General features: G+C 35.4%; 23 protein-coding genes. 14 read left to right on the top strand and 9 right to left on the bottom strand.

Annotated elements, in window-relative coordinates; genetic code table 11:
• Positions 1 to 64 precede the first annotated feature (64 nt).
• Entirely contained in the window at positions 65 to 907 is an 843-nt protein-coding gene (locus ACKI4K_RS01735; protein WP_407421662.1) for a UbiA family prenyltransferase, read from the bottom strand.
• Positions 904 to 2,139 (bottom strand): glycosyltransferase, encoded by a 1,236-nt coding sequence (locus ACKI4K_RS01730; protein WP_407421660.1) that lies wholly within the window; start codon positions 2,137 to 2,139, stop codon positions 904 to 906. The genes ACKI4K_RS01735 and ACKI4K_RS01730 overlap by 4 nt, the downstream gene beginning before the upstream one ends.
• A 98-nt stretch (positions 2,140 to 2,237) precedes the next feature.
• Between ACKI4K_RS01730 and ACKI4K_RS01725 the strand changes: the two genes are divergently transcribed.
• The 3 genes from ACKI4K_RS01725 to ACKI4K_RS01715 all read left to right on the top strand — a co-directional run bounded on the left by ACKI4K_RS01725 (position 2,238) and on the right by ACKI4K_RS01715 (position 6,309).
• Positions 2,238 to 3,332 carry an inositol-3-phosphate synthase gene (locus tag ACKI4K_RS01725; protein ID WP_407421658.1) on the top strand — a complete coding sequence of 365 codons (1,095 nt, stop codon included), beginning with the start codon at positions 2,238 to 2,240 and terminating at the stop codon, positions 3,330 to 3,332.
• A gap of 208 nt (positions 3,333 to 3,540) precedes the next feature.
• A complete protein-coding gene (oadA, locus tag ACKI4K_RS01720; RefSeq protein WP_407421656.1) occupies positions 3,541 to 5,253 on the top strand; it encodes a sodium-extruding oxaloacetate decarboxylase subunit alpha in 1,713 nt (570 codons plus the stop codon).
• 54 nt (positions 5,254 to 5,307) lie between these two features.
• Complete coding sequence (locus ACKI4K_RS01715) at positions 5,308 to 6,309, top strand: NADH-dependent flavin oxidoreductase (protein WP_407421654.1); 1,002 nt, start codon at positions 5,308 to 5,310, stop codon at positions 6,307 to 6,309.
• 25 nt (positions 6,310 to 6,334) lie between these two features.
• Here the strand turns inward: ACKI4K_RS01715 and ACKI4K_RS01710 are convergent, their stop codons facing one another.
• Positions 6,335 to 6,952 (bottom strand): hypothetical protein, encoded by a 618-nt coding sequence (locus tag ACKI4K_RS01710; protein WP_407421652.1) that lies wholly within the window; start codon positions 6,950 to 6,952, stop codon positions 6,335 to 6,337.
• A gap of 75 nt (positions 6,953 to 7,027) precedes the next feature.
• Between ACKI4K_RS01710 and ACKI4K_RS01705 the strand changes: the two genes are divergently transcribed.
• The 3 genes from ACKI4K_RS01705 to ACKI4K_RS01695 all read left to right on the top strand — a co-directional run bounded on the left by ACKI4K_RS01705 (position 7,028) and on the right by ACKI4K_RS01695 (position 9,064).
• A complete protein-coding gene (locus ACKI4K_RS01705; protein ID WP_407421650.1) occupies positions 7,028 to 8,044 on the top strand; it encodes a M48 family metallopeptidase in 1,017 nt (338 codons plus the stop codon).
• Positions 8,045 to 8,053: 9 nt separating this feature from the next.
• The gene (locus tag ACKI4K_RS01700; protein WP_407421648.1) at positions 8,054 to 8,302 is read left to right on the top strand and encodes a transcriptional regulator; all 249 of its coding nucleotides are present in this window, start codon (positions 8,054 to 8,056) and stop codon (positions 8,300 to 8,302) included.
• Positions 8,303 to 8,452: 150 nt separating this feature from the next.
• Positions 8,453 to 9,064: a vWA domain-containing protein gene (locus ACKI4K_RS01695; protein ID WP_407421646.1), complete on the top strand. Its 612-nt coding sequence runs from the start codon at positions 8,453 to 8,455 to the stop codon at positions 9,062 to 9,064.
• On the opposite strand, the gene queC is transcribed toward ACKI4K_RS01695, so the two are convergent.
• Together queC and larC are read right to left on the bottom strand one after the other, a co-directional pair.
• The gene (gene queC / locus ACKI4K_RS01690; RefSeq protein WP_407421644.1) at positions 9,065 to 9,742 is read right to left on the bottom strand and encodes a 7-cyano-7-deazaguanine synthase QueC; all 678 of its coding nucleotides are present in this window, start codon (positions 9,740 to 9,742) and stop codon (positions 9,065 to 9,067) included. It lies immediately after the preceding gene.
• Positions 9,739 to 10,908: a nickel pincer cofactor biosynthesis protein LarC gene (gene larC, locus ACKI4K_RS01685; RefSeq protein WP_407421642.1), complete on the bottom strand. Its 1,170-nt coding sequence runs from the start codon at positions 10,906 to 10,908 to the stop codon at positions 9,739 to 9,741. The genes queC and larC overlap by 4 nt, the downstream gene beginning before the upstream one ends.
• 76 nt (positions 10,909 to 10,984) lie before the next feature.
• Here larC and ACKI4K_RS01680 point away from each other — a divergent pair, with 76 nt between their 5' ends.
• From ACKI4K_RS01680 to ACKI4K_RS01670, 3 genes are all read left to right on the top strand, one after another.
• Positions 10,985 to 12,052, top strand: a complete 1,068-nt coding sequence (locus ACKI4K_RS01680) for a phosphatidylglycerophosphatase (RefSeq protein ID WP_407421640.1) — start codon at positions 10,985 to 10,987, stop codon at positions 12,050 to 12,052.
• Between the two features lie 202 nt (positions 12,053 to 12,254).
• Complete coding sequence (gene cobS / locus ACKI4K_RS01675; RefSeq protein ID WP_407421638.1) at positions 12,255 to 13,037, top strand: adenosylcobinamide-GDP ribazoletransferase; 783 nt, start codon at positions 12,255 to 12,257, stop codon at positions 13,035 to 13,037.
• Between the two features lie 305 nt (positions 13,038 to 13,342).
• A complete protein-coding gene (locus ACKI4K_RS01670) occupies positions 13,343 to 13,885 on the top strand; it encodes a tRNA (cytidine(56)-2'-O)-methyltransferase (RefSeq protein ID WP_407421664.1) in 543 nt (180 codons plus the stop codon).
• On the opposite strand, the gene ACKI4K_RS01665 is transcribed toward ACKI4K_RS01670, so the two are convergent.
• On the bottom strand, positions 13,882 to 14,976 hold the full coding sequence (locus tag ACKI4K_RS01665; protein WP_407421636.1) for a DUF763 domain-containing protein: 1,095 nt from the start codon (positions 14,974 to 14,976) through the stop codon (positions 13,882 to 13,884). The two genes, ACKI4K_RS01670 and ACKI4K_RS01665, sit on opposite strands and share 4 nt — an antisense overlap.
• A gap of 156 nt (positions 14,977 to 15,132) precedes the next feature.
• On the opposite strand from ACKI4K_RS01665, the gene ACKI4K_RS01660 reads away from it, so the two are divergent.
• The gene (locus tag ACKI4K_RS01660) at positions 15,133 to 15,870 is read left to right on the top strand and encodes a peptidylprolyl isomerase (RefSeq protein WP_407421634.1); all 738 of its coding nucleotides are present in this window, start codon (positions 15,133 to 15,135) and stop codon (positions 15,868 to 15,870) included.
• A gap of 90 nt (positions 15,871 to 15,960) precedes the next feature.
• Complete coding sequence (locus tag ACKI4K_RS01655; RefSeq protein WP_407421632.1) at positions 15,961 to 16,536, top strand: DapH/DapD/GlmU-related protein; 576 nt, start codon at positions 15,961 to 15,963, stop codon at positions 16,534 to 16,536.
• Here ACKI4K_RS01655 and ACKI4K_RS01650 read toward each other — a convergent pair.
• The 3 genes from ACKI4K_RS01650 to ACKI4K_RS01640 form a co-directional block, all read right to left on the bottom strand.
• Positions 16,533 to 17,024, bottom strand: a complete 492-nt coding sequence (locus ACKI4K_RS01650; RefSeq protein ID WP_407421630.1) for a fumarate hydratase C-terminal domain-containing protein — start codon at positions 17,022 to 17,024, stop codon at positions 16,533 to 16,535. The two genes, ACKI4K_RS01655 and ACKI4K_RS01650, sit on opposite strands and share 4 nt — an antisense overlap.
• 70 nt (positions 17,025 to 17,094) lie before the next feature.
• On the bottom strand, positions 17,095 to 17,235 hold the full coding sequence (locus tag ACKI4K_RS01645) for a hypothetical protein (protein WP_407421628.1): 141 nt from the start codon (positions 17,233 to 17,235) through the stop codon (positions 17,095 to 17,097).
• The gene (locus ACKI4K_RS01640; RefSeq protein WP_407421626.1) at positions 17,232 to 19,421 is read right to left on the bottom strand and encodes a right-handed parallel beta-helix repeat-containing protein; all 2,190 of its coding nucleotides are present in this window, start codon (positions 19,419 to 19,421) and stop codon (positions 17,232 to 17,234) included. The genes ACKI4K_RS01645 and ACKI4K_RS01640 overlap by 4 nt, the downstream gene beginning before the upstream one ends.
• A gap of 502 nt (positions 19,422 to 19,923) precedes the next feature.
• On the opposite strand from ACKI4K_RS01640, the gene ACKI4K_RS01635 reads away from it, so the two are divergent.
• From ACKI4K_RS01635 to ACKI4K_RS01625, 3 genes are all read left to right on the top strand, one after another.
• Complete coding sequence (locus tag ACKI4K_RS01635) at positions 19,924 to 20,187, top strand: ferredoxin family protein (RefSeq protein ID WP_407421624.1); 264 nt, start codon at positions 19,924 to 19,926, stop codon at positions 20,185 to 20,187.
• A gap of 2 nt (positions 20,188 to 20,189) precedes the next feature.
• The gene (locus tag ACKI4K_RS01630) at positions 20,190 to 21,311 is read left to right on the top strand and encodes a 2-oxoacid:acceptor oxidoreductase subunit alpha (protein WP_407421622.1); all 1,122 of its coding nucleotides are present in this window, start codon (positions 20,190 to 20,192) and stop codon (positions 21,309 to 21,311) included.
• 1 nt (position 21,312) lies between these two features.
• Positions 21,313 to 21,668, top strand: a 356-nt coding sequence (locus ACKI4K_RS01625; protein WP_407421620.1) for a thiamine pyrophosphate-dependent enzyme, incomplete at its 3' end; no start/stop codon positions are given.

Here is a 21,668-nt window from a genome sequence, read left to right as displayed (position 1 = left end):
TCAATCATTGTTATTTTAGTTTTTATAATAATTAATACTTTTTTTAAAAAATGAATTGCATAACTTAAAATGATCCAAATATGAATGATACAAACGCTATGAGCATTCCTATTTTTAAATATTTGGATGCTTTGTGTGCAGTTTCCCTATCCTGTGATTTTAATATCAATATTGCAGAGTATATGAATAATATCACTGCAATAGCTATTACAAATAAATAGTAAATACCGAATATGTGATAATAATAAAGAAGTGGGCATAATATGCAATCGATTATGATTAAACACACTGCTAGCACTGCAGGGATTTTTTCACCTATTAAAATAGGTAATGTTTTAGCTCCTTCGGCTTTGTCTCCCTCTATATCTTCTATATCTTTAATAATTTCCCGTGCAGTAGTCATTACCAATGCAAAAAATCCTAAAAATATGGATGTTGTAATAATTTCGGGATTATTTATTGTAAACCCTCCAAATACAAATCCAAAACCGGTCATAAATCCAACAGTTATATTTCCGATTAATGGTGTTGATTTTAATTTATATGCATAGAGATAAAGAATAACGTCTGCTATTAAAACAATAACAAAAGGAATCCAATTATTGGTTAAATAGCTAATTAAAAATCCGCATATTGTTCCAAGTAAAAATTGTAAGTAACCATAATTTCTTCCAGATTTGGGGGATATTCTTCCGGAGGGAATTGGTCTTTCGGGCTTATTAATCATATCAATTTTATAATCAAAATAATCGTTAATCACATTTCCGGCTGCTGTTTCAAAAAACACGGCAAGCATGGCAAGGATTATTGGTATATTAATTGTTCTATCAATAATTGCTATTAATATGATGGCTATTGCACCCATTAGAGCATTTCCAGGTCTTAATATTTCAATATATGGATTCATTGTATTTCTCCAAGCAATTTTGAAAAATTGTTTGCAGTATTTTCCATGGAATATTCGTCTGCAAATTCATTTCCATTATATGTTAATTTGTTATTAATATATTTTAAATAATAGTCATAAATAGCTTTTTTAATATCTTCAAGAGAAGATGTATGATAACCGATATTTGTTTTTTCTATTAGCTCGTTAAGTGAACCTTCTTTAGGCCCTATCGACAAAATTGGTTTTTGACAGCCCATATACTCATAAACTTTTCCGGGAATAAACATTTTTTCCTTTTCATCCATCCAGGAAATTAGCAATAAAATATCGCTGTTCATTTGCTTTTGAAGAACTTCGCTATAGCTAACTTTTCCATGAATGTTGACGTTAGACTGTATATTGTATTTTTGTGATAATTCAGACAGGTTGGTTGTGTCTCCGTAAAAATCAATAGCTATTTTATTCGAATCAATTTTATTTTCACTAATTAATTGTGAGATGGCTTCAAATAGCATTGAAGGATCTCTTTTACCATTGTAAAGTGAACCCGCATACATTAACGTCAATTTATCAGTATTTTTAGTCTGATTCAGTCCTTTAAAATCTTCCAGGTCATAACCGGAAGCCACATGAACAATTTTTTTTGCAGGATGTATGTTCTGCAGTGTTTTTTTGGCAAGCGGTGTTGTTGTAGTTAGAATATCAGCATTTTCAAGGGTTTTCAATTCTAATCTTTTTTCAAAATAATTTCTTATAAACGTATGGTTGATGTATGGATTCGAATTCCATAAATCCCTTAAATCTGCAATCCATGGAATACCGTATTTCTCTTTTAAATCATGAGCTATTGTGTGTGATGTAATCGGAAAAGAGGATGAGATTATTCCTTTTATTTCTTCATTTTCAATAATCTCTGAGCAGGTTTTGATGGCGGGTTTGGACCAGTGTTTCATGCCGTCAGGATAAGCAAATACCTCTCCCGCCAGTGAAACGGATTTTGACATGAATCTATTTGGAAGGTCATTTGATGTTGATTCTGATTTTGGCAGGAATTTTGGAATCATATCTCTGTATTCCGTTTCAATGACCTCAACATCTGTAAATTCGACTGTTCTGTTTTGGGTATGGGGGACAATAACGATGGGTTGCCAACCGTATTTGGGTAAATATTTGGCTATTCCTTGCAATCTTTTTGATGCAATTTCATTATTGTGGTTATAGTAAAAGGAAATAAGAAGAATTTTATCCATAGTTTCCCCCATAAGCAATAATTTTATAAACTATATCTAAAATATATATTACTATTATATTTATTTAATTAGTATTACTTTAATTAGATGGTGTTATAATGAACAAAATTAAAATAGCAATTGTGGGAATTGGAAACTGCGCCAGTTCTCTTATTCAAGGAATTCATTATTATGATGGTAAAAAACCGGAAGATGCAATAGGACTTATGCATTGGGAAATTGGGGGATACAAACCTAGCGACATTGAAGTTGTTGCAGCTTTTGATGTGGATGTGAGAAAAGTTGGAAAGACAATTGATGAAGCAATTTTTGCAAAACCTAATTGTACAGCTATTTTCCAAAAAGAAATTCCAAAATATGACGTTAAAGTAAGTATGGGGCATGTTTTGGATGGTGTTGCAGATCACATGTCTAATTATGATGATGATTATACCTTTGTTGTAAGTGATGAAGAGCCTGCGGATGTTGTCAGTGTTTTAAAGGAAAGTGGTGCTGAAATATTGGTTAACTACTTGCCGGTAGGATCTGAAGATGCTGCAAGATATTATGCGCAATGTGCTCTTGATGCCGGAATCGCTTATGTAAATTGCATGCCGGTATTCATTGTTAGTGATGATGAATGGGATGCTAAATTCAGAGAAAAAGGAATTCCTATTGTTGGGGATGATATTAAAGCCCAAATTGGAGCAACTATCACCCACAGAACATTAGCTAGTTTGTTTATGGACAGAGGAGTAAAATTAGATAGAACTTATCAAATTAACACAGGAGGCAATACTGATTTTCTAAATATGCTCAATAGGGAAAGATTGGATTCTAAAAAAGAGTCCAAAACTGAAGCTGTACAATCTGTTTTAACTGAAAGAATGGATGACCGTGATATTCACATTGGGCCTAGTGATTATGTCCCATGGCAAAATGATAATAAGTTATGTTTCCTTAGAATGGAAGGCCGCACTTTCGGAGATGTTCCAATGAACATTGAACTTAGATTAAGTGTTGAAGACTCTCCAAACTCTGCAGGATGTGTTATTGATGCAGTAAGATGCTGTAAAATAGGTTTGGAAAGAGGCATTGGCGGACAGTTAACATCAATTTCTTCATACACTATGAAACATCCTCCAGTTCAATTCACTGATGATGAAGCATATGAAAATGTTGAAAAATTTATTTCTGGTGAATTAGAAAGATAATTTTTCAATTATTCTTTTTTTATTTTATTTTTTAAAGCAAATATTGAATAAATGGACAATCTTTGTTCTAAATTGCTCTTTTTTTATTTTATTATCTTCTGGATATTATTTAGTATTCACTTTTTAGTATAATTTATATAATACAAAAAACATATATTATAGTTGGATAATTTACGATAATTAATAAACATTAAAGAGGTGTAAAATAATGGCTAAAGTGAGATTTACTGAAACTGCACTTAGGGATGCTCACCAATCTTTACTTGCAACTAGGATGAGGACTAGGGACATGATTCCTATTGCAGAAGAAATGGACAAAGTAGGTTATTTTTCAGTAGAAGCTTGGGGTGGAGCTACTTTTGATACTTGCATTAGATATTTGAATGAAGACCCTTGGGAAAGATTAAGACAATTAAAATCAGAATTTAACAAAACACCTATTCAAATGCTTTTAAGAGGACAGAATTTAGTAGGTTATAAACATTATCCTGACGATGTTGTGGAAAAATTCGTTGAAAAATCATATGAAAATGGAGTAGATATCTTTAGGGTTTTCGATGCATTGAATGATATTAGGAACATGGAAAAGGCAATTAAGGTTGCTAAAGACCAGGGGGCTCATGTTCAAGGAACTATAAGTTATACAATCAGTCCGGTCCATACAAATGATGATTTTGTAGAATTAGCAAAAAATTTAGAGGCGCTTGATTGTGATTCAGTAGCTATTAAGGATATGGCTGGTTTAATTACTCCTACTGCTGCTTATGATTTGGTTTCAAGATTAAAAGAAGAAACTGATTTGCTTGTAGATTTACATTGTCACTGTACAAGCGGCATGACTCCTATTAGTTATTATGCAGCATGTCAGGCGGGTGTTGATATTTTAGATACTGCTATTTCACCTCTTGCATGGGGAACATCACAACCTCCGACTGAAAGTATGGTTGCGGCATTGCAAGGCACAGAATTTGACACTGGTCTTGATTTAAAATTATTGGCTCATATTAAAAAATACTTTGACGATATTAAGGAGAAATACTCCGGAATTTTAGATCCGATTTCTGAAAGTATTGATGCTGATGTTTTATTGTACCAAATTCCAGGTGGAATGCTTTCAAACTTGATTTCCCAACTTAAAGAACAAAACGCGCTAGACAGATATGGGGACGTAATTGAAGAAATGCCTCGTGTTAGAAAAGATATGGGATACCCGCCTCTTGTAACTCCAACTAGTCAAATTGTAGGTATCCAATCTGTAATGAATGTTTTGGGTGGGGAAAGATACAAAACAGTTTCTAATGAAGTTAAAGAATACATGAAAGGAATGTATGGTAAGCCTCCGGCACCGGTTGACGGGGAAATTGCAAGTAAAATCATCGGTGATGAAGAAGTGATTACTTGCAGGCCAGCAGATTTGCTTGAACCCGAATTTGACAAATTCAAATCTGAAGGTGAAGAAAAAGGATTCGTCAAATCTGATGAAGATGCATTAACTTATGCATTATATCCTCCAATTGCACCTAAATTCATTAAAGGTGAAGCTGAAGAGGAAGAGCTTCAACCGGCCCGTTCATTTAATGAGGATGATGGTATTGGAATTCCAACACAATATAACGTTGAAGTTGATGGGGATCTTTATGAGGTTAAAATCATGCCTACAGGATTTATGGAACTTGAAGAGAAAGAGAATGGTGCATTTGCTCCTGTTGAAGGAGGAATCACTTCTTCAATGCAGGGTATGGTAATCAAACTCAATGTCAATGTTGGAGATAAAGTTACTGCCGGTTCCACCATCTGTGTTATTGAAGCTATGAAGATGGAAAATGATATCCAATCTGAAGTTAATGGTGTTGTAGAAGAAATCTTTGTAGAGCCTGGTGATGCGGTAAGTGCCGGCGATACATTAATGGTAATCAAATAGATTACCTTTATTTTACTTTTTTTTTAATCTTATTTTTATTTGGAGTAGTTTTTTATGAAAGATATTTTTGATGAATGCCAATTAGGCGATTTAAAGCTTAAAAGCAGGATTGTCAGAACTGGGACATGGGAAACTGAAACAGGGGAGGGCGGTTTTTTAACACCTGCCATTTTCGAAAGATATGAAAAGATGGCAAGCAATGGTGTGGGGGCAATTGTCTCTGAGATATTTGCACTTGACCATAAAGATAGATTTTTTCCTTATTCCACCAGTTTAAACTATAAAGGCTTTATTAAAGACTATAAAATGGTCACCGGTATTGCACATGAGTATGATGTTCCTATTTTAGGCCAATTGGCCTTTTTTTACTATGATGATGGTGAAAATCAAAAAGTGGAAGCTAATGAAATTACTCAAGAGGGTATAAGAAAATTGCAAGCAGAAGTTATAATGGCAGCTAAAAAATTTTCATTCGCAGGTTTTGATGGAATTCAAATTAATATGGGGAATAATTTTTATTTGGCAAGATTCATGAATCCTTATTTTAATCAGAGGGAAGACAAATATGGTGGGAACACAGAAAACCGCGTGAGGATTTCTTCTGAAATAATCAAAGTCATCAAAAACACTATGGATATGCATGTAAGCTGCAGAATTAATCCATGGGATGTCAGAAAAGGCGGAATCACTGCTGATGAAAGTATAGCTATTGCAATGGAGCTTGAAAAGGCGGGTGCAGATAGCATTCAATTGACTGCTCGCACAATCTCACAAATCTATGATAAAGGGGAAAGACATCCCTTTTTAATTTATGCTGATGATTTAATAGATGCGCTGGACATTCCAGTTATTTTGGGTGGATCTTTAAGAGAAATGTCTAAAATTAATGATGTGTTGAACAATTCAAAAGTGGAGTTTGTTTCAATGTCCAAGCCGTTTGTTGCTCAGGCAGACTTTTTAGCAGATTGGAAAGAGAAGGGTGAAGGGGTAGCAATTTGTCAAAGTTGTAATAATTGTTATTCCAAAAAGACCAGTACATGTTTCAAGCACCAGTAACATTTTATTAACAAAGATTGTTAATCTACTTATTGTGGTAGGTTAATAATATTTTGTTCATGTTGTTTTCATGTTTGTTTTGCCCTATATCGGATTCCTTTAATTGAGAGTTATATCCTGCTTCTAAATCGTCATATTGGGCATCAAATTCGTCTTGTTTAATTTTTCCCTGTTTGTATGTATCAAATGATTCATCCAGACAATTGTAAAAATCGGCACTGCTTATTTCACTGGATGGGGCATCTTTAATTAAGTTCTCAATATCTTCATTGATTTCTTTACCTGCCCATGAGATTTCATAAATTGATTTGCCTGATGCAAAATAGGCATGTGAATGATTGCCTTTAACAGCTTGGTTGTATTGGCTGAAATGTCTAACGGGATGGTCTCCAATTTCTACATCTTCACTGAACTTATGTTCTCTGGCCCAAAGCCCAATTGATTTTGGAACATTGCCATCAATGCAGGATATTGTGAAATTATTGTATAATCTGTATTTTCCATTATATAATTCCCCACCTTGATACTGAACAGGTATTTTAAAGTCAATTCCATTAATTTCAACGTTATTGCCGCTTGCAAAGACACAGCTCATAAGAAAAATGGACAGTATCAGGATTAGGAATATTTTTTTCATGTTCATCATTATATCTGTTATCCGTTAAAAAACTTTTTAAACACAAAATAATAATATAGTTAATTAGGGATGTGATGTTTTATGGCAAAAGATGATAGGAGTAGTGTTAATCCGTTTACTGGAAAATCCCATTTTGACATTGTTAATGATGATAAGTTCTTACAGGAATCATATAATGAGTATTATTCAATGATTAATAAGGCCCAACTTCTTGATAACACTCCGGAAGGTCAGTTAGTTAGGAATGTGGCTATTAGGTTAATCCAAGCAGTTGAGAATCACTTGGCGCAGATTGGAAGAAGTGATTATACCGAGGATTATTATGATTGGGATTTTCATTTGGTGGCAGATAATGCTGTAAATGCATTTTGCATGCCTGGGGGTAAAATTGTGATGTTTTCAGGCATCCTTTCTGTTGCGAACACTGAAGAAAAAGTTGCTTTTATTTTAGGTCATGAAATGGCACATGCACTTTTAGACCACTCAAGGACACGGGTTAGTGCTCAAAATGCTCAGAATGCTATTACTTCCGCTGCTTGGATTGGCAGTTTTGCACTGGACCTTGTCGGTTTGGGTGGAATTGGAGGTCTTACACGGGCGGCCACTAATGTTGCAAGTATGGGTTCACAGTTTTTCTTAATGAATCCTTGGGGAAGGGATCAGGAACTGGAAGCGGACAAGCTTGGCATGATGATAATTCACTGGGCAGGTTATGATATTTCCGGAATCCCCCAATTTTGGCAAAGTATGGCTGGCGGAAATCCAAATAACCATGATTTTTTCTCAACACATCCTTCCGATAGCAAAAGAATAGCTGTCATGAATGAATTGATTCACGAAATTGAAAATCAAAAAGATTTTTACTCATCTCCAGTTTTAGGGGATACTCCAACTCCAAAACAGGAATTTGAAAAGTCTCATTTAATTAGTGATGATAAAAAATATTGTCAGAACTGTGGAGCTATTGCCGATGCGGATGATAAATTCTGCACGGGCTGCGGAGCTCATTTTGATGTTGAGTTGAAATGCCCCAATTGCGGTGCGGATGTTGGTGAAGGTGATTCCTTTTGCATGAATTGTGGAAACAAGATTAATTAAGGTGAAATTATGGAAGATAAGATTAGATATGTTAACAAGTCTACATATAGGCTTAAAGTTGTAAAATCTCTTAATACTGAAGCTAAAATGCCTAGGGAGATTTCAGCCGATTGTAATATTTTACCGAATCATATTTCTAATGTATTAAAACAGTTAAGGGAAAATGAGATTGTTGAATGCATTAATCCTGAAGTTAAGAAAGGTCGTCTTTATAGATTGTCTGATGATGGATTAAAGGTCTTAAAAAAATTAGACTAACTTCTTTTTTTTAATTTTTAATTTTTATTTTTAATTATTTTTTAGAAAACTTTATATACCACTTTCCGTATATATATTGTGTGTAAGTTATTAACAACTTATTAACAAAGTATTTATAAAAACCAAAAAATCCAAGGGAAGTGAAAAAACATGGTAAGTAGGACTCCAAGCGAAGACCTCGATTTAATATTTTTGATAGATAGAAGCGGATCAATGCATGGCTCTGAGGAGGATACAATCGGAGGATTCAATTCATTCATCCAAAAGGAAAGAAAAAAAGAGTTAAATACAAATGTAACTGCAATCCTGTTTGACGATCAGTATGAAGTTCTTTATGAAAGAAAACCGATTAATGATGTCAGTGACTTAACTGAAGACGAATACTATGTAAGAGGTTGCACAGCTCTTTTGGATGCAATTGGAAAAACAATCACAACCCTTAATCATAAAATCGAAAACAGGGTATTGTTTGTCATTATGACCGATGGGATGGAAAATGCATCTGTCGAGTATTCAAAGCCACAAATTCGCAACATGATCAATAATCATAAGTGGGAATTTATTTTCATTGGTGCAGATATAGACTCCTATTCCGAAGCGGGCAATATTGGAATTAGAAAATCAAGAGTCGCCAACTATAGAAAATCAAAGGAAGGGGTTGAAGATTTGTATTGTTCTATTGAATGCGCTACAAATGCCCTGAGGGAGGATATGGATTTGGATGATGTTGATTGGAAAGAAAATTTAAGAAAATATGACTAGTCATTGTTCATATTCTGCCAAGTCTTTTATCTTTAATTTTTTGAATGCTCGTTTCCGCCTCATACAACTTTCACAAACACCGCAATGTTTGTCTCTGCCAGTATAGCAGGAATAGCTTAATTCCATTGGAGCACCAACTTCAAGACCTAACTTAACAATTTCCTCTTTATTTAAATCAATTGCTGGTGCTTCAATTTTAATATTTTCCGGTGAACCTATTTTTATTAATTCGTTAAATGCATTTAAAAATTCTTTTGAATTGTCGGGAAATGTTGCGGCTTCTTCGGCATCCCATCCAACAATTATTATTTCAGCACCAATGCTTTCGGCATATGATGTTGCAATGGAGGTAAATGCCATATTTCTTGCCGGAACCCAAACGCTGCTTGCGGTTTTTCTGCCTTTTTTTATATCATCCAAGTCTTCTTCACTGACTTCGGGAATATCCTCATCAGTGTTTAAAGTTGAGTTGCTGATTTGGGCTAGCCATGGAAGGTCAATTACTGTATGCTCAAATCCCATCTTTTCACATATGGCCTTTGAAGCTCGTAATTCCTGTTCGAATGCCTTTTGACCATAATTAAATGTAATTGCATGAATTTCATATTCTTTTGCATAGACGCTTGTTGCAACAGTACAGTCAAGACCTCCGGATAAGACAGAAATGGCCTTTTTCATCTTACCAACTCTTTAACTTTTATTAATGGAATGTCTGTTTTTTGGGATATTCTTTTCAAATCTTCATATTCCGGTCTTGATGAGATAATTTCTCCGTTAATGTATCCAACCTTAAATGTCACTTCAAAAGTTTCGCCTTGAATTTCAAATTCTTTTTTGATAAATTCTCTTTTAGCCAGTCCTCTGTGCAAATTTGGTAATATCCTAATTCCTAAACTTCCAGTTTCTTTAAAAATGGCTTTTATTAAAGTTTCCCTATTTTTTTTAGGGGATATTACTTTCAAAAGGCTTCCCTGACGATTTTTCTTCATTATGATTGGAGTTATGGAAACGTCACTGGCTCCCAAGTCCAGAAGTTTGTCAAACAGGTATCCGATTTCTTCACCGGTTAAGTGATCAAGATTTGTTTCGATAACATCAATTTCATCGCTTTGTGTGATGTCTGTTGATTCGATAATTCTTAAGATATTTGGATGGTCAAAATCTTTCTTTCCGGCGCCATATCCTATTTTTTTAGGTTTTGTCTGTGGAATGAAATCTTTTATTTCATCACAGATTTCAGCATAAATTGCACATCCTGTCGGTGTTGCAAGCTCATCATCTACAGGCCCTCCAACTATTTTTGCATCTTTTGCAATTTCTAAAACGGCAGGAACGGGAACCGGCAGGATTCCATGTGAAGTTTTTATCCTTCCCCCTCCAACAGCTATTGGAAGACCAATGACTTTTTGTTTATCCATATTAAGTGAATAGTAAGCATATATTGACCCGATTACATCAGCTACTGCATCACTAGCTCCAACTTCATGAAAATGAACATCTTCAATATTTTTACCATGGATTTTTGATTCTGCCTTGGCTATTCTTTCAAATACTTTGATTGAAGTTTCCTTTACTTTTTCATCAATTTCCGAACTATTTATGCTTTCAATAAATTCGCTATATTTAACTGAATGTTTGTGCTCAAGCATTTCAACATGGCAAAAAGTGGCTGTGATTCCTTTTTTGGTAACCTTATTGAATGTCACTTCAATTTTGCCAAAGGGATTAGCTGATTTTTCCATTATCTCTTTTAATTCATCTTCATCGGCACCTAAATCCACAAGTGCTCCAATAATCATATTTCCAGCTATTCCGCTAGATTGTGGGTCAATAATAATTGTCATGATAATATGTCCTTTAACTAAATATAATATAGAATTTAAATTAAATAATTAATATACATATATGTTAGGTTACAACATGAAGATGAATATCACTGAAAAAGATTATGGGATTTGCATTAACAATCCGGAACATTTTTTAGCTTTCAGCAACTTTACCGTAAGCGACGGTATCGACATTGTTGAAAATGTCAATGTCATTAAAGCAAAGGATGATTTCAGAGCGACCGCCAAAAGGGCGGAAACATTTAACCAGTCTCAAGGTTCCTATATAGCTCAGGCAACAGAATCCTTAAATTATTTTAAGAACTGTTATGGTGATTTGACTCTTTTCACATTCATGGCAAGCGGTGTGTCTGTTGAAGATTTCACCACTCATCTTAAGGTTGCAAACTCTTCAAGGGGATTTGTTGAGGCAAGGATTAATTTGAGCCATATTCTTTATATTGATAAGGTTTTATCTCCAAAGGATTTGTTGTCTGTATTCAAAATTGTAGCAAACATTAAAGCTAAGGTGTTGGCAAATATGGCATTGCCATTGCATATTCAAAATATTTTAAACACGGATGATTTTCTTGCAGTGCTTTCAAATGTTCCAAAAGGGGATTCCCAAAGTTTGGACATTAACAATGCCAGATATGATGAGGTTGATTTCAGGGACTTGAAACTTCGCATAGAGGATGCAGTCGAGATAAGTATTGAGGATGCATTTGAAAAGTTTGAATTGACTTTCGGTATTTTAGACTATTTTGTGGCTGAAGGAATTCTCATAGGGGATTTGGTTGATGCAGGAATGGAGCTTGTTGAAGATGTTGAAGTCACTGATGAATTGAAACAAAAGATGGAGGCTCAAATTCTTAAATCTTTAACTGATATTGATGTCATAGCACTTCTTGCCGCTGCAATGAGAACCGAGCAGGACTTGAGCGGAAACCGCATTAGGGAAATTGGCAGCAGGGATTATTTATACACTGGAGATGTATTGGGATTAGCCATTTCAAATCAAATTGCCGGAACAAAGGCAGCTTTTAATTTTAAAAGGTATCATGAAGCAAAACCGGGCATTATCTATGGTTTGCCGCCTATGTTGGACGACATCTTTGCGGGTTTGATTGCAGGGTGCATGACCAGAATATTTGAAGAATGATATGTTCTGAGGATATTCCAAACCTGAAAGTTAAAAAAAACATTAATATGCTTATAAAATTTAATGGATTTCTTTCTTATTCTTTTAATAAACCATTTTTTCCGCAGGTTGTACTGTTCCAGTAATAAGTATAATATACTATGTTGGATATAATGTATGTCAGTGAAGATTTAACTGATGTTAATTATATTGAGGAATGGATATGGAAGATGATAATTACTTTGAAGATGAGGAATTTTCCCCCATCAAATCTATTTTAGGGCTTTTAACATTTTCTACAATACTGCCAATTCGTGTTTATACATCAATTGAGTACATGACCAAGTTGACCTGGTGTTGGCCATTCATACATCTGTTCATAGGTGTGATTGCTGCAATCTGCGGTTATGCCTGTTTGAATTTCCTGCATCTAAATTCATTTTTCACCGCAGCCATTGTCTATGCATTTTTAATGATTATCACAGGATATAATCATTTGGACGGTGTTATGGACATGGCCGATGGAGTAATGGTCCACGGCGATCCTAAGCGTAAAATTGAAGTGATGAAGGACTTTTCCGTTGGAGCAGGAGGTGTTGCAACTTTGTTTTTGGTTGCAATTCTGACAATTGCCGGAATTTACAATATCTTGGATTATAATTTTATATTCGGAATAATAATTTGTGAAATGGTTGCGAAAACATCTCTCATGACTACTGCATTGCTGTCCATCCCTTTAACTCCAGGAATAGGAAGCTATTTTATTTTTGAAACCACTCCTTCAAAATATTTGTTGTCAACATTCATTGTTGCAATCATCGCATTTTTATTGGGGGGTACTGTTGGTGTTTGCGGAGTTTTGGGCGCGATGTTTTCCGGAGTAATAATCGCATTGATTGCCCAAAGGAATTTCGGTGTTGCCAATGGTGATGTTTTGGGAATGAGCAATGAGGTAGGTCGTTTGATGGCATTATTGTTTATGGCAACCGCTTTGTTTTTCTTCTAATTTTTCATTTTTAATCTAATTTTACATCTTTATTTCAATATTGGTGCCTTAAAAAGCATTTATTTATTAATTAGGTGTTACATATTTAGTTTTGATGTGATACCACTTACCGGCGTGGCATAGTTTCACCTCCAATTTTAATTTTGTATCCTTCAAAAATTTCACCTTCCAATGTTAAGACCGAGCATATCTTTTAAGAGTGGTAAGTGGTATTCTCATCATTCAATCTATAAGCAAATTATTTATATGTTTCAAACCGAAATATTAGATTAGTTATTTTTACAAATTAATTGTTTTTTCATGATATTATGAATGTTAATGTTTTAAGATTGGACCATAGATTAAAAAGGGATACTCGTATAACAACTCACGTATGTTTGACTGCCCGTGCGTTTGGGGCCAGTAAAATATACCTTGCAGGTGAAAGGGACAATAAACTCATGGAAAATGTAAGGGATACTGCATCAAGGTTTGGAGGATCCTTTGAAATCGAATACACTGAAAGTTACATGGGTGTCATTAACAGATGGAAGGCTGATGGTGGAAAAGTGGTACATTTAACAATGTATGGTTCACAGGCTCACGAAATCGCTCCTGAAGTTAGGGAAGATGGTTCAGATATATTGATTGTAGTCGGCGGTTCCAAGGTTCCCGGAAAGGTTTATAAGGCTGCTGACTGGAATGTGTCCGTAACAACCCAACCTCATTCTGAGGTCTCATCCCTTGCGGTATTCCAACATCTGTTGATGGATGGCAAGGAATTCGAATTGGAATTTGAAAATCCCGTTTTGGAAGTTATTCCGACTGCCCACGGAAAAAACGTCAATATCCATAATGAGAATCGCTAGCTGATGAAATCGTCCAACCGTCTGATGGCTTTCAATTTTTCATCTTTTTTGATTTTTGCCTGGTCGAGCGCATCCCGTATTGTTTCAATTGAATTGTCATAAACGTCTCTGTCAACGGGATATGGAAAACCGTCTTTCCCTCCATGTGTAAAACTGTATTTTACGGGGTCTTTCCAACTTGCGGGTTCGCCATAAACCAAATCAGAGATCAAAGCCAGCGCCCTTATTTTTTTAGGCCCGATTCCTTGAAGCAAAATCAGTTCTTCGTAATTTTCAGGCTGTATTTCCCAGGCTTTTGTTAGCACTTCAAATTCCTTATCTGAAATGTCCATATCTAAAACGGGATGGTGTTGGGGCATTGTAAAATCTTCCAAAAGCATTTGGTTATCCTTCCTTTTAAAATATTGTCTCAAATGATTTGGATTATCATTAATCAAGTCAACACTTATCTTTTGAGCTTCCTCGCTATCCTTTGAAGACATATTCAATGTATTTGGAGTTTTTTTATCACATGATATTCCGCTATGGGGGTCATTTAGGAGTTTGTCCACCTTTTCACCTAACCAGTGGTATCTTCTGGCATATTTCGTTTCGGTGTTTAGGCCCTGCTGGACAACAGCCCAGTCTCCTTTTTCTGTTATGAAAAAGTTATGCTGGTATAAAGTGTATCCATCTTGAATGCAGGAGTTGTCTATTTTGGCAGATAATTTGCTTGTTTCGATCAGATTTTCTGTTGTTTTTGTTTTTAAGTTAAACACTTCTCCGGCATGTTCAATTCCTTGTGGTGTTTTCCTTGATTTGGAGCCTTTGCCTCCAGTCAGATAGATGCCATGTTCCTCAGGGCTCAGTGATGCTTTCAAGGCACCTAATGTTGTAGTGGTTGTTCCAGAAGAGTGCCAATCAAAACCTAAAACACATGAAAATGCTTGAAACCAGTAGGGGTTGGAAATTCTATTTAAAAATTCATTTAAACTATACTCTTCAATGATTACTGATGCTAATGCGCCTGATAAATCAACCATTCTGGAAAATAACCATCTTGGAGGATGGCCCCCATGCAGTGGTAAATTGACCGCCCCTCTTCTTTGCATGAAAATAGTTTTGTTTTTATTTTATAATATTTTTTTAGTAAGAGCATTTGGAAAGTATTGGGAACAAAACTTTAATAAGGGATGGTTGATATAATTATAAAATGTTATATTTATTAACAAATTATTTAATCAAAATTATTAAGGAGCGTAATTTTTATGGCTATAGATAACGGTGATTTTGTTAGAGTAAATTTTACTGGTAAAGTTAAAGAAACTGATGATGTATTCGACACCACTTATGATGAAGTTGCACAAGAAGCAGGAATTTTTGATGAAAACAAAACTTACAAACCAATTCCAATCGTTGTTGGAGGAAACCACTTATTGCCTGCTATTGAAGAAGCAATTAAAGGTTTGGATGCTGGAGATACCAAACACATTGAAGTAGATTCCGATGATGCATTTGGCCCTCGCAATCCTAAATTAATCCAATTAGTGCCAATCAAGGAATTCAGAAAACAAGGTATGAATCCTGTTCCTGGTATGAAAATCAACTCTGAAGGATCAACAGGTAAAATCTTAACTGTTAACGGTGGAAGAGTAAAAGTCGATTTCAACCATGAATTGGCAGGAAAAGATTTAATTTACGATGTTGAAGTATGCGAAGTCATTGAAGACGAAGCAGAAAAAATCAAAAGTATGATTGAGTTACACTACTCCAACCCTAATGTAGACATCGATAAAACCGAAATTAACATAGTTGATGGTGTTGCAAACATTAAATTGGATGAAATGGCTAAATTTGACCAACAATCCTATATGGATGTTACCTTTGCAAGATTCAGAATAGCTAAAGACATCTGGGACAACATCGAAGAGATCACCAAAGTTAATTTCGTAGATGAATTCGAAAAAAGAGAAGAATCTTCCGATGATGAAGAGGATGAAGAATAGATTTTCTTCTTGAGTTATTTTAACAATAACTCTTTTACTTATTTTTTTTAATCATTACCTTAAAATACTATTTTCAATAAATTATCATCCATGTTAGAACTTGATGAAATTTTAGCTATTTTTAATGAAGGAAAAACGTTAACAATGGATGAGGAAGCTACCGAGACATGCAATTACTATTCTCAGCAAGCTCAAAAAATCACATGTGAGCTGAATTATAAATATCATGACCTTGATGAAATCAGAGGATTATTTTCAGAATTGATTGGAAAGAAAGTTAGCGATGACTTTAGGGTTTTTCCACCATTCACCACGGATTTTGGAAAGAACATCCATTTGGGAGAAAACGTTTTCATCAATTCGGGATGCAGATTCCAGGACCAGGGTGGAATCTACATTGGAGACAATGCACTGATTGGCCACAATGTCGTTTTGGCTACGCTAAACCATGAAGAAAATCCAAAAAAGAGGGGCAATCTGATTCCAGCTCCAATCAGGATAGGAAATGACGTATGGATTGGATCCAATGTCACAGTTCTTGCGGGCGTTTCCATTGGTGGTGGTGCAATTGTTGCGGCAGGAGCCGTCGTTACAAAGGATGTGGCTGAAAATACGGTTGTTGCAGGTGTTCCTGCACGTTACATGAGAGATATCAACATGGATTAGATTTTTTCTCCTTTGTGTATTGCTATTATTCCGGGAATATTTTCCACTTTTAGCTCATACATTGCTTCCATGCCTTCCCACTCAAACAAAACGCATTTCTTTTCAATAACCTTGCTTGTAAGCAATGCGGCAACCGGAGGGGTAATCACAAAGACGGAATTGTTCTTCATTAACGATTCGGCGGTTTCATCGCTCAGCATCCCCTTTCCGATATGGATTTTCACTCCATTTTCGCTTAAAAATGGGATGGTGGACTCGATTTCAACCTTGCTGCTTGTTGTCGGTGCAATTCCGGCTTCGCTGAATGCAGTGTGCATTATGACGCTTCCGTTCAAATCGAATGGGACTTCATTTTCCTTTATCAGCTCAACCAGCTGAGGAAGGGCTGCATCACGGCCGGTATAGATGGTTCCGGAAATGGTGATTTGGTCTCCAACATTAAGATTGTCCAAATCTTCATTTGCAATTGGCGTTTTTAAGTGATTCATGATTTAAATTTTGGATTTTTTTCTATTAAATTTTTATTTTTTGGTGTGTTTTCATGGGGCTGTAAATTTGTCATGCCTTAAGTGATTGGCCTAGGTATAGTTGGGTTATGGCTACAAAATTGAATAATCTTATGAGGTTGCTTCCATGAATGCAAGACACTTGACACATGCAAACGCTGCTGATTATGCCGTTAACATTGACGGCAGTCAATCTTCTATATCCTTGTCAAATGTTGAATCGTTGTTAATGAATTCACATTCGTTAAAATCATAGCGGTCAATATAAACAAAATAAGCTTGGCTATATATTACATCACCATTGTATGCACTGTTGTCCTCGAATGTGCATTTTGTCATCTGTGCACTGCCGCCCCAATTGTTGACAACTCCTCCTTCATCGCCGGTGGAATTTTTCTTAAAAAGAGAATCATAAACATTGGCCCTGCCCATTATATTTTTTATGACTCCTCCGCCGGCGCCGTTATAGTCTCCGCCGGCATTGTTGTTGTTGAAAGTTGAAGTGGTGATTTTCAAGTTTCCATGATTATTTACTACACCGCCTTCCCATATAACTTCATTTGCCTTAAATTCACACTTATCTATAGTTAATTCTGACTTGTTGTTTACTACGCCACCATACCTTAAAGCGAAATTGTCTTCAAAATTCGAATCGCATATTTCCAAAGTGCCTTTGTTAAAAAGGACACCTCCAGAATTTCTAGAAGCATTGCCTATGAATTCACAATCCTGTATTTTTAAAGAAGCACCCTGTATAACATTAATCACTCCTCCACCATTGTCTACTGAATCCATATAATGCTTGAAATACAATCCATTCTTGAATCTGATGTTTTTTAATTTTATGTTCTCTCCGCATACATTGAATATTCTTGAAAAGTGTGATGCATCGATTGTATGGCCTTCGCCGTCAATCAACAGATTGTCCTGACTTAATTCAATGCCTCCCTCATAGAAGCTTTGCTCCACATCATGCATTGTAATGTCGCAATCAAGATGGACCTCCCCATTGGATTTGGCGATAAGGCCGTCTAGATATTCAAAGCCTTTCCAATCCGCAGGGATTGAATCTGTGTAGTATTTGATGGTTGAATTTTCTGTTGAAGTAATAAATTCTTCGAGGTTGTCCCTTTTATTAATCTTCAATATGCCATTGTTGTATATCAGGTTTTCGGCATGCCCTTTGAATTTTATCCCATTTATTGAAACTGAAGCATTGATATTTGAAACTGCATAATCAGAGGGAACGATATCCAAAATCATATTTTCCAGATTGCAAAATCCCTTTTCGACCTTGACAATTCCTGAATTACATGAAAAAGAAGCACCCATAATCACTAAGGTGTGATTGTCCCCATACTTATCATTGTGGGAGCCCTGATCATACTGATAGATGATATGTCCTTCTTTCGGATTTTCATTTAATATGAAATTCGAATTCACAATTCGAGTATAGCTTCCAGTCTCTATTACAAGAGCATCACCATGTGATTTGTTGTTGGAGAATTTGCATCCATAACAATCCAAAAATGCGTCATCATGTCTTCCAAATGTTTTTTTGACTATTCCCCCACCAATCAATTGGGGCAAATTGTCAGTGACTATCAAACAGCTTTCCTTCGATTCATTTCCATTAAATGTACAGTTGGTCAAGGTTAATTTACCATAATTCTTGATGGCTGATGCCCCTTGAGCAGAATTATTCAGGAACTTGCATGAAATAATGTTTAAATTGGCATTGCCATCATTGAAAATCGCACCCGCCTCCGTTTTAGAAGAGTTGCCTTCAAAAATACAATTGATTAATGTCAAATTGCCTTTGTTGTGGATTGCACCGCCTTGACCGTCGATTATTGGGCCTGATATTTCTTGGCTATATCCGTTTTTGAATATAATGTTTTTTAAAGTTACATTGCCTTGAATAATGTATATTATTCTTTTAAATCCAGAAGCATCAATGCTATGTCCCTGTCCATCTATAACAACATCAGAATTTATGAATATCCCCCTATTTGCATGGATGTATTTATCCCTTTCAAAATAATCAACAGGTCCCGAAATAATCTCATATTCTCCATATGCAATTTCTATATCCGAGTCCAAGACTATTTCTTTAGTGCCGCTATTGATTAGGTCAACAAGATATTGAAAGTTTCTAATTTGAGGATTTTGTGCTGGCATATCCTGCATTTCGCCATTAGTGTAGTCATCCCGTGAATCTGTGGAATCAACATCTTCTTTCACATTTGAATTGTTGTCGGGATCTAAATTTTTAATGGGCTCTGATTTGTCGTTCATTTTTTCATCAGGATTGTCGGTTTTGATATCCTCCTTTTTGCCGGATCCGAATACGTTTTTAAGCTTGTCTCTAAAACCCATAGCCAACACCTCATTATTATTAACTTTAGGGATGATAGTAATTAAATTTACTTTTAAAGGAATCTGTTTATATTGGAATTTCAAAATGGAATATGTCAGCAATCCAAATCAAATCGAAGAATCGGAATGGGTAATGTTAATGCGACGAACTAAAGCAATGGGGGTTTGCAGACAACATTGAAAATGACCAAATCCACTTTCAATTAAACGCAGGGTTGACTGCTCTTTTTGCACTAAAAAACAGCCAGATATTGGAGGAATAAAACAGGATGTATAAAATGGAATATAAATATTTTTGATTAAAATAACTGATGATTATTAGGATTTATAAGATTAAAGTAATTTTAGGATTTATTTTTTATTAAAAAAATTTTTCAGCAAAAATAAATATTTTAAGACATAATTACTTTACAGTCACGTTCTCATAAGATATTTAAATGTATAATAACAAACATATATACATTCTATATTTATGTATGAATATTGCTAGGAGATTTTAAAATTGATTATTATTGATGAGAATTTATGTAAGGGATGTCATCTTTGCTTATTCATGTGCTATAAGAATGTTTATGCGATATCTCCTGAAACTAATAAAAAAGGAGTCCAATTGCCTTTCGTTAAGTTTGAAGAGAGATGCACTAAATGCGGCACATGTGAAGTGGCATGTCCTGACCAGGCTATAACAGTGGATTTGGTTGAAAACTGGTGGATGAAAGAAGACAATGACGTTAATTTCAATCCCAACTTTACAAAGGAGAAATAGAAATGGCTGAAGAATTTTTTATTCAAGGAAATGAGGCATGTGCTAAAGGAGCAATAGCTGCAGGTTGCAGATTTTTTGCAGGTTATCCAATTACTCCATCTACTGAAGTTGCAGAAACTTTAGCAAGAGAATTGCCAAAAGTAGGTGGTTCATTTGTTCAAATGGAAGATGAAATTGCATCTGCTGGTGCCATTATTGGCGGTTCATGGGGAGGAACAAAGTCAATGACAGCAACTTCAGGACCGGGTATTTCATTAATGCAGGAAAATATTGGTTATGCATTCATGAGTGAAACTCCTATTGTAATTGTTGATGTTCAAAGGGGTTCCCCTTCAACAGCCCAGCCTACCATGGCTTCACAAAGTGATATGATGCAGGCTCGTTGGGGATCTCATGGGGACTACGAACCAATCGCATTATCCCCATCAAGCGTACAGGAATTCTTTGATTTTACAATTAAAGCATTCAATCTGGCGGAAGAGTACAGGTGTCCTGTATTTGTAATGGCTGATGAAGTCATTGGGCACATGAGAGAAAAGATCATTGTTGAAGACGATATTGAAGTCGTTCCAAGAAAAAGACCAGAAAAATCAGATGATTATTTGCCGTTTGAAAATATTGAAAATGGAACAACCCCTATGCCTGCATTTGGTGATGGATTTAATATTCACGTGACTGGACTTACTCACGATGAGAGAGGTTATCCGGATACAAACAATCCTGAAACTCATGATAAACTAGTTCAAAGGATTTGTGATAAGGTTTTAAATAACAGGGATAAGATATGCTCTGTAAAATCCGAAAACTGTGAAGATGCAGATCTTATTGTCATATCTTATGGTGCTCCGGTCAGGTCTGTTGTTGAAGCAGTAAATAAGACAGATAAAAAAGTTGGTTATATTAAGCTGGACACTCCATGGCCGTTCCCTGTCGAACAGATTCAGGAACTGACAGCAAATGCAAGGGATGTGCTTGTTGTTGAAATGAATTTGGGTCAGATGTATTATGAAATCGACCGCGTATGTAAAAGGAACAATAATGTTCATTTGATGGGCGTTATTGGAGGGTTATTGCCAACTCCAGATGAAATATTGGCAAAAATTGATAAAATAGGAGGAAACTAAAATGAGCGAACATAAACAAAATAGATTTCTCCCTTATTTAAGAGAAGATAGATTGCCCCACATTTTCTGCCCGGGTTGTGGAAACGGTGCCATTATCAATGCATTTTTGGCGGCTATGGAAAAAGCTGAAATGGATTTCGATAATATTGCAATGGTTTCAGGTATTGGATGTTCTTCAAGAATTCCGGGTTATTTAAAATGCGATTCCCTTCACACTACTCACGGAAGGGCATTAAGTTTTGCAACTGGATTAAAAACAGCCAATAAGGATTTGGACGTTGTTGTATTCACTGGTGATGGTGATGCGGCATCTATTGGTGGTAATCATTTAATTCATGCAGCTAGAAGAAACATTAA

This window comes from Methanobrevibacter sp., assembly GCF_045644645.1.
Lineage (GTDB): Archaea > Methanobacteriota > Methanobacteria > Methanobacteriales > Methanobacteriaceae > Methanocatella.
The sequence above is the reverse complement of the archived record's forward strand: the minus strand, read 5'-3'. Positions and strand labels throughout refer to the sequence as shown.

Bases quoted from the DNA above. Each gene is read 5' to 3' on its own strand.
- ACKI4K_RS01640 (WP_407421626.1), bottom strand. From the start codon at position 19,421: ATGGGTTTTAGAGACAAGCTTAAAAACGTATTCGGATCCGGCAAAAAG.
- ACKI4K_RS01715 (WP_407421654.1), top strand. From the start codon at position 5,308: ATGAAAGATATTTTTGATGAATGCCAATTAGGCGATTTAAAGCTTAAA.
- ACKI4K_RS01730 (WP_407421660.1), bottom strand. From the start codon at position 2,139: ATGGATAAAATTCTTCTTATTTCCTTTTACTATAACCACAATAATGAA.
- ACKI4K_RS01665 (WP_407421636.1), bottom strand. From the start codon at position 14,976: ATGCAAAGAAGAGGGGCGGTCAATTTACCACTGCATGGGGGCCATCCT.
- ACKI4K_RS01710 (WP_407421652.1), bottom strand. From the start codon at position 6,952: ATGAACATGAAAAAAATATTCCTAATCCTGATACTGTCCATTTTTCTT.
- ACKI4K_RS01650 (WP_407421630.1), bottom strand. From the start codon at position 17,024: ATGAATCACTTAAAAACGCCAATTGCAAATGAAGATTTGGACAATCTT.
- oadA (WP_407421656.1), top strand. From the start codon at position 3,541: ATGGCTAAAGTGAGATTTACTGAAACTGCACTTAGGGATGCTCACCAA.
- larC (WP_407421642.1), bottom strand. From the start codon at position 10,908: ATGACAATTATTATTGACCCACAATCTAGCGGAATAGCTGGAAATATG.
- ACKI4K_RS01705 (WP_407421650.1), top strand. From the start codon at position 7,028: ATGGCAAAAGATGATAGGAGTAGTGTTAATCCGTTTACTGGAAAATCC.
- ACKI4K_RS01695 (WP_407421646.1), top strand. From the start codon at position 8,453: ATGGTAAGTAGGACTCCAAGCGAAGACCTCGATTTAATATTTTTGATA.
- ACKI4K_RS01735 (WP_407421662.1), bottom strand. From the start codon at position 907: ATGAATCCATATATTGAAATATTAAGACCTGGAAATGCTCTAATGGGT.
- queC (WP_407421644.1), bottom strand. From the start codon at position 9,742: ATGAAAAAGGCCATTTCTGTCTTATCCGGAGGTCTTGACTGTACTGTT.
- cobS (WP_407421638.1), top strand. From the start codon at position 12,255: ATGGAAGATGATAATTACTTTGAAGATGAGGAATTTTCCCCCATCAAA.
- ACKI4K_RS01630 (WP_407421622.1), top strand. From the start codon at position 20,190: ATGGCTGAAGAATTTTTTATTCAAGGAAATGAGGCATGTGCTAAAGGA.
- ACKI4K_RS01680 (WP_407421640.1), top strand. From the start codon at position 10,985: ATGAAGATGAATATCACTGAAAAAGATTATGGGATTTGCATTAACAAT.
- ACKI4K_RS01700 (WP_407421648.1), top strand. From the start codon at position 8,054: ATGGAAGATAAGATTAGATATGTTAACAAGTCTACATATAGGCTTAAA.
- ACKI4K_RS01655 (WP_407421632.1), top strand. From the start codon at position 15,961: ATGTTAGAACTTGATGAAATTTTAGCTATTTTTAATGAAGGAAAAACG.
- ACKI4K_RS01725 (WP_407421658.1), top strand. From the start codon at position 2,238: ATGAACAAAATTAAAATAGCAATTGTGGGAATTGGAAACTGCGCCAGT.
- ACKI4K_RS01660 (WP_407421634.1), top strand. From the start codon at position 15,133: ATGGCTATAGATAACGGTGATTTTGTTAGAGTAAATTTTACTGGTAAA.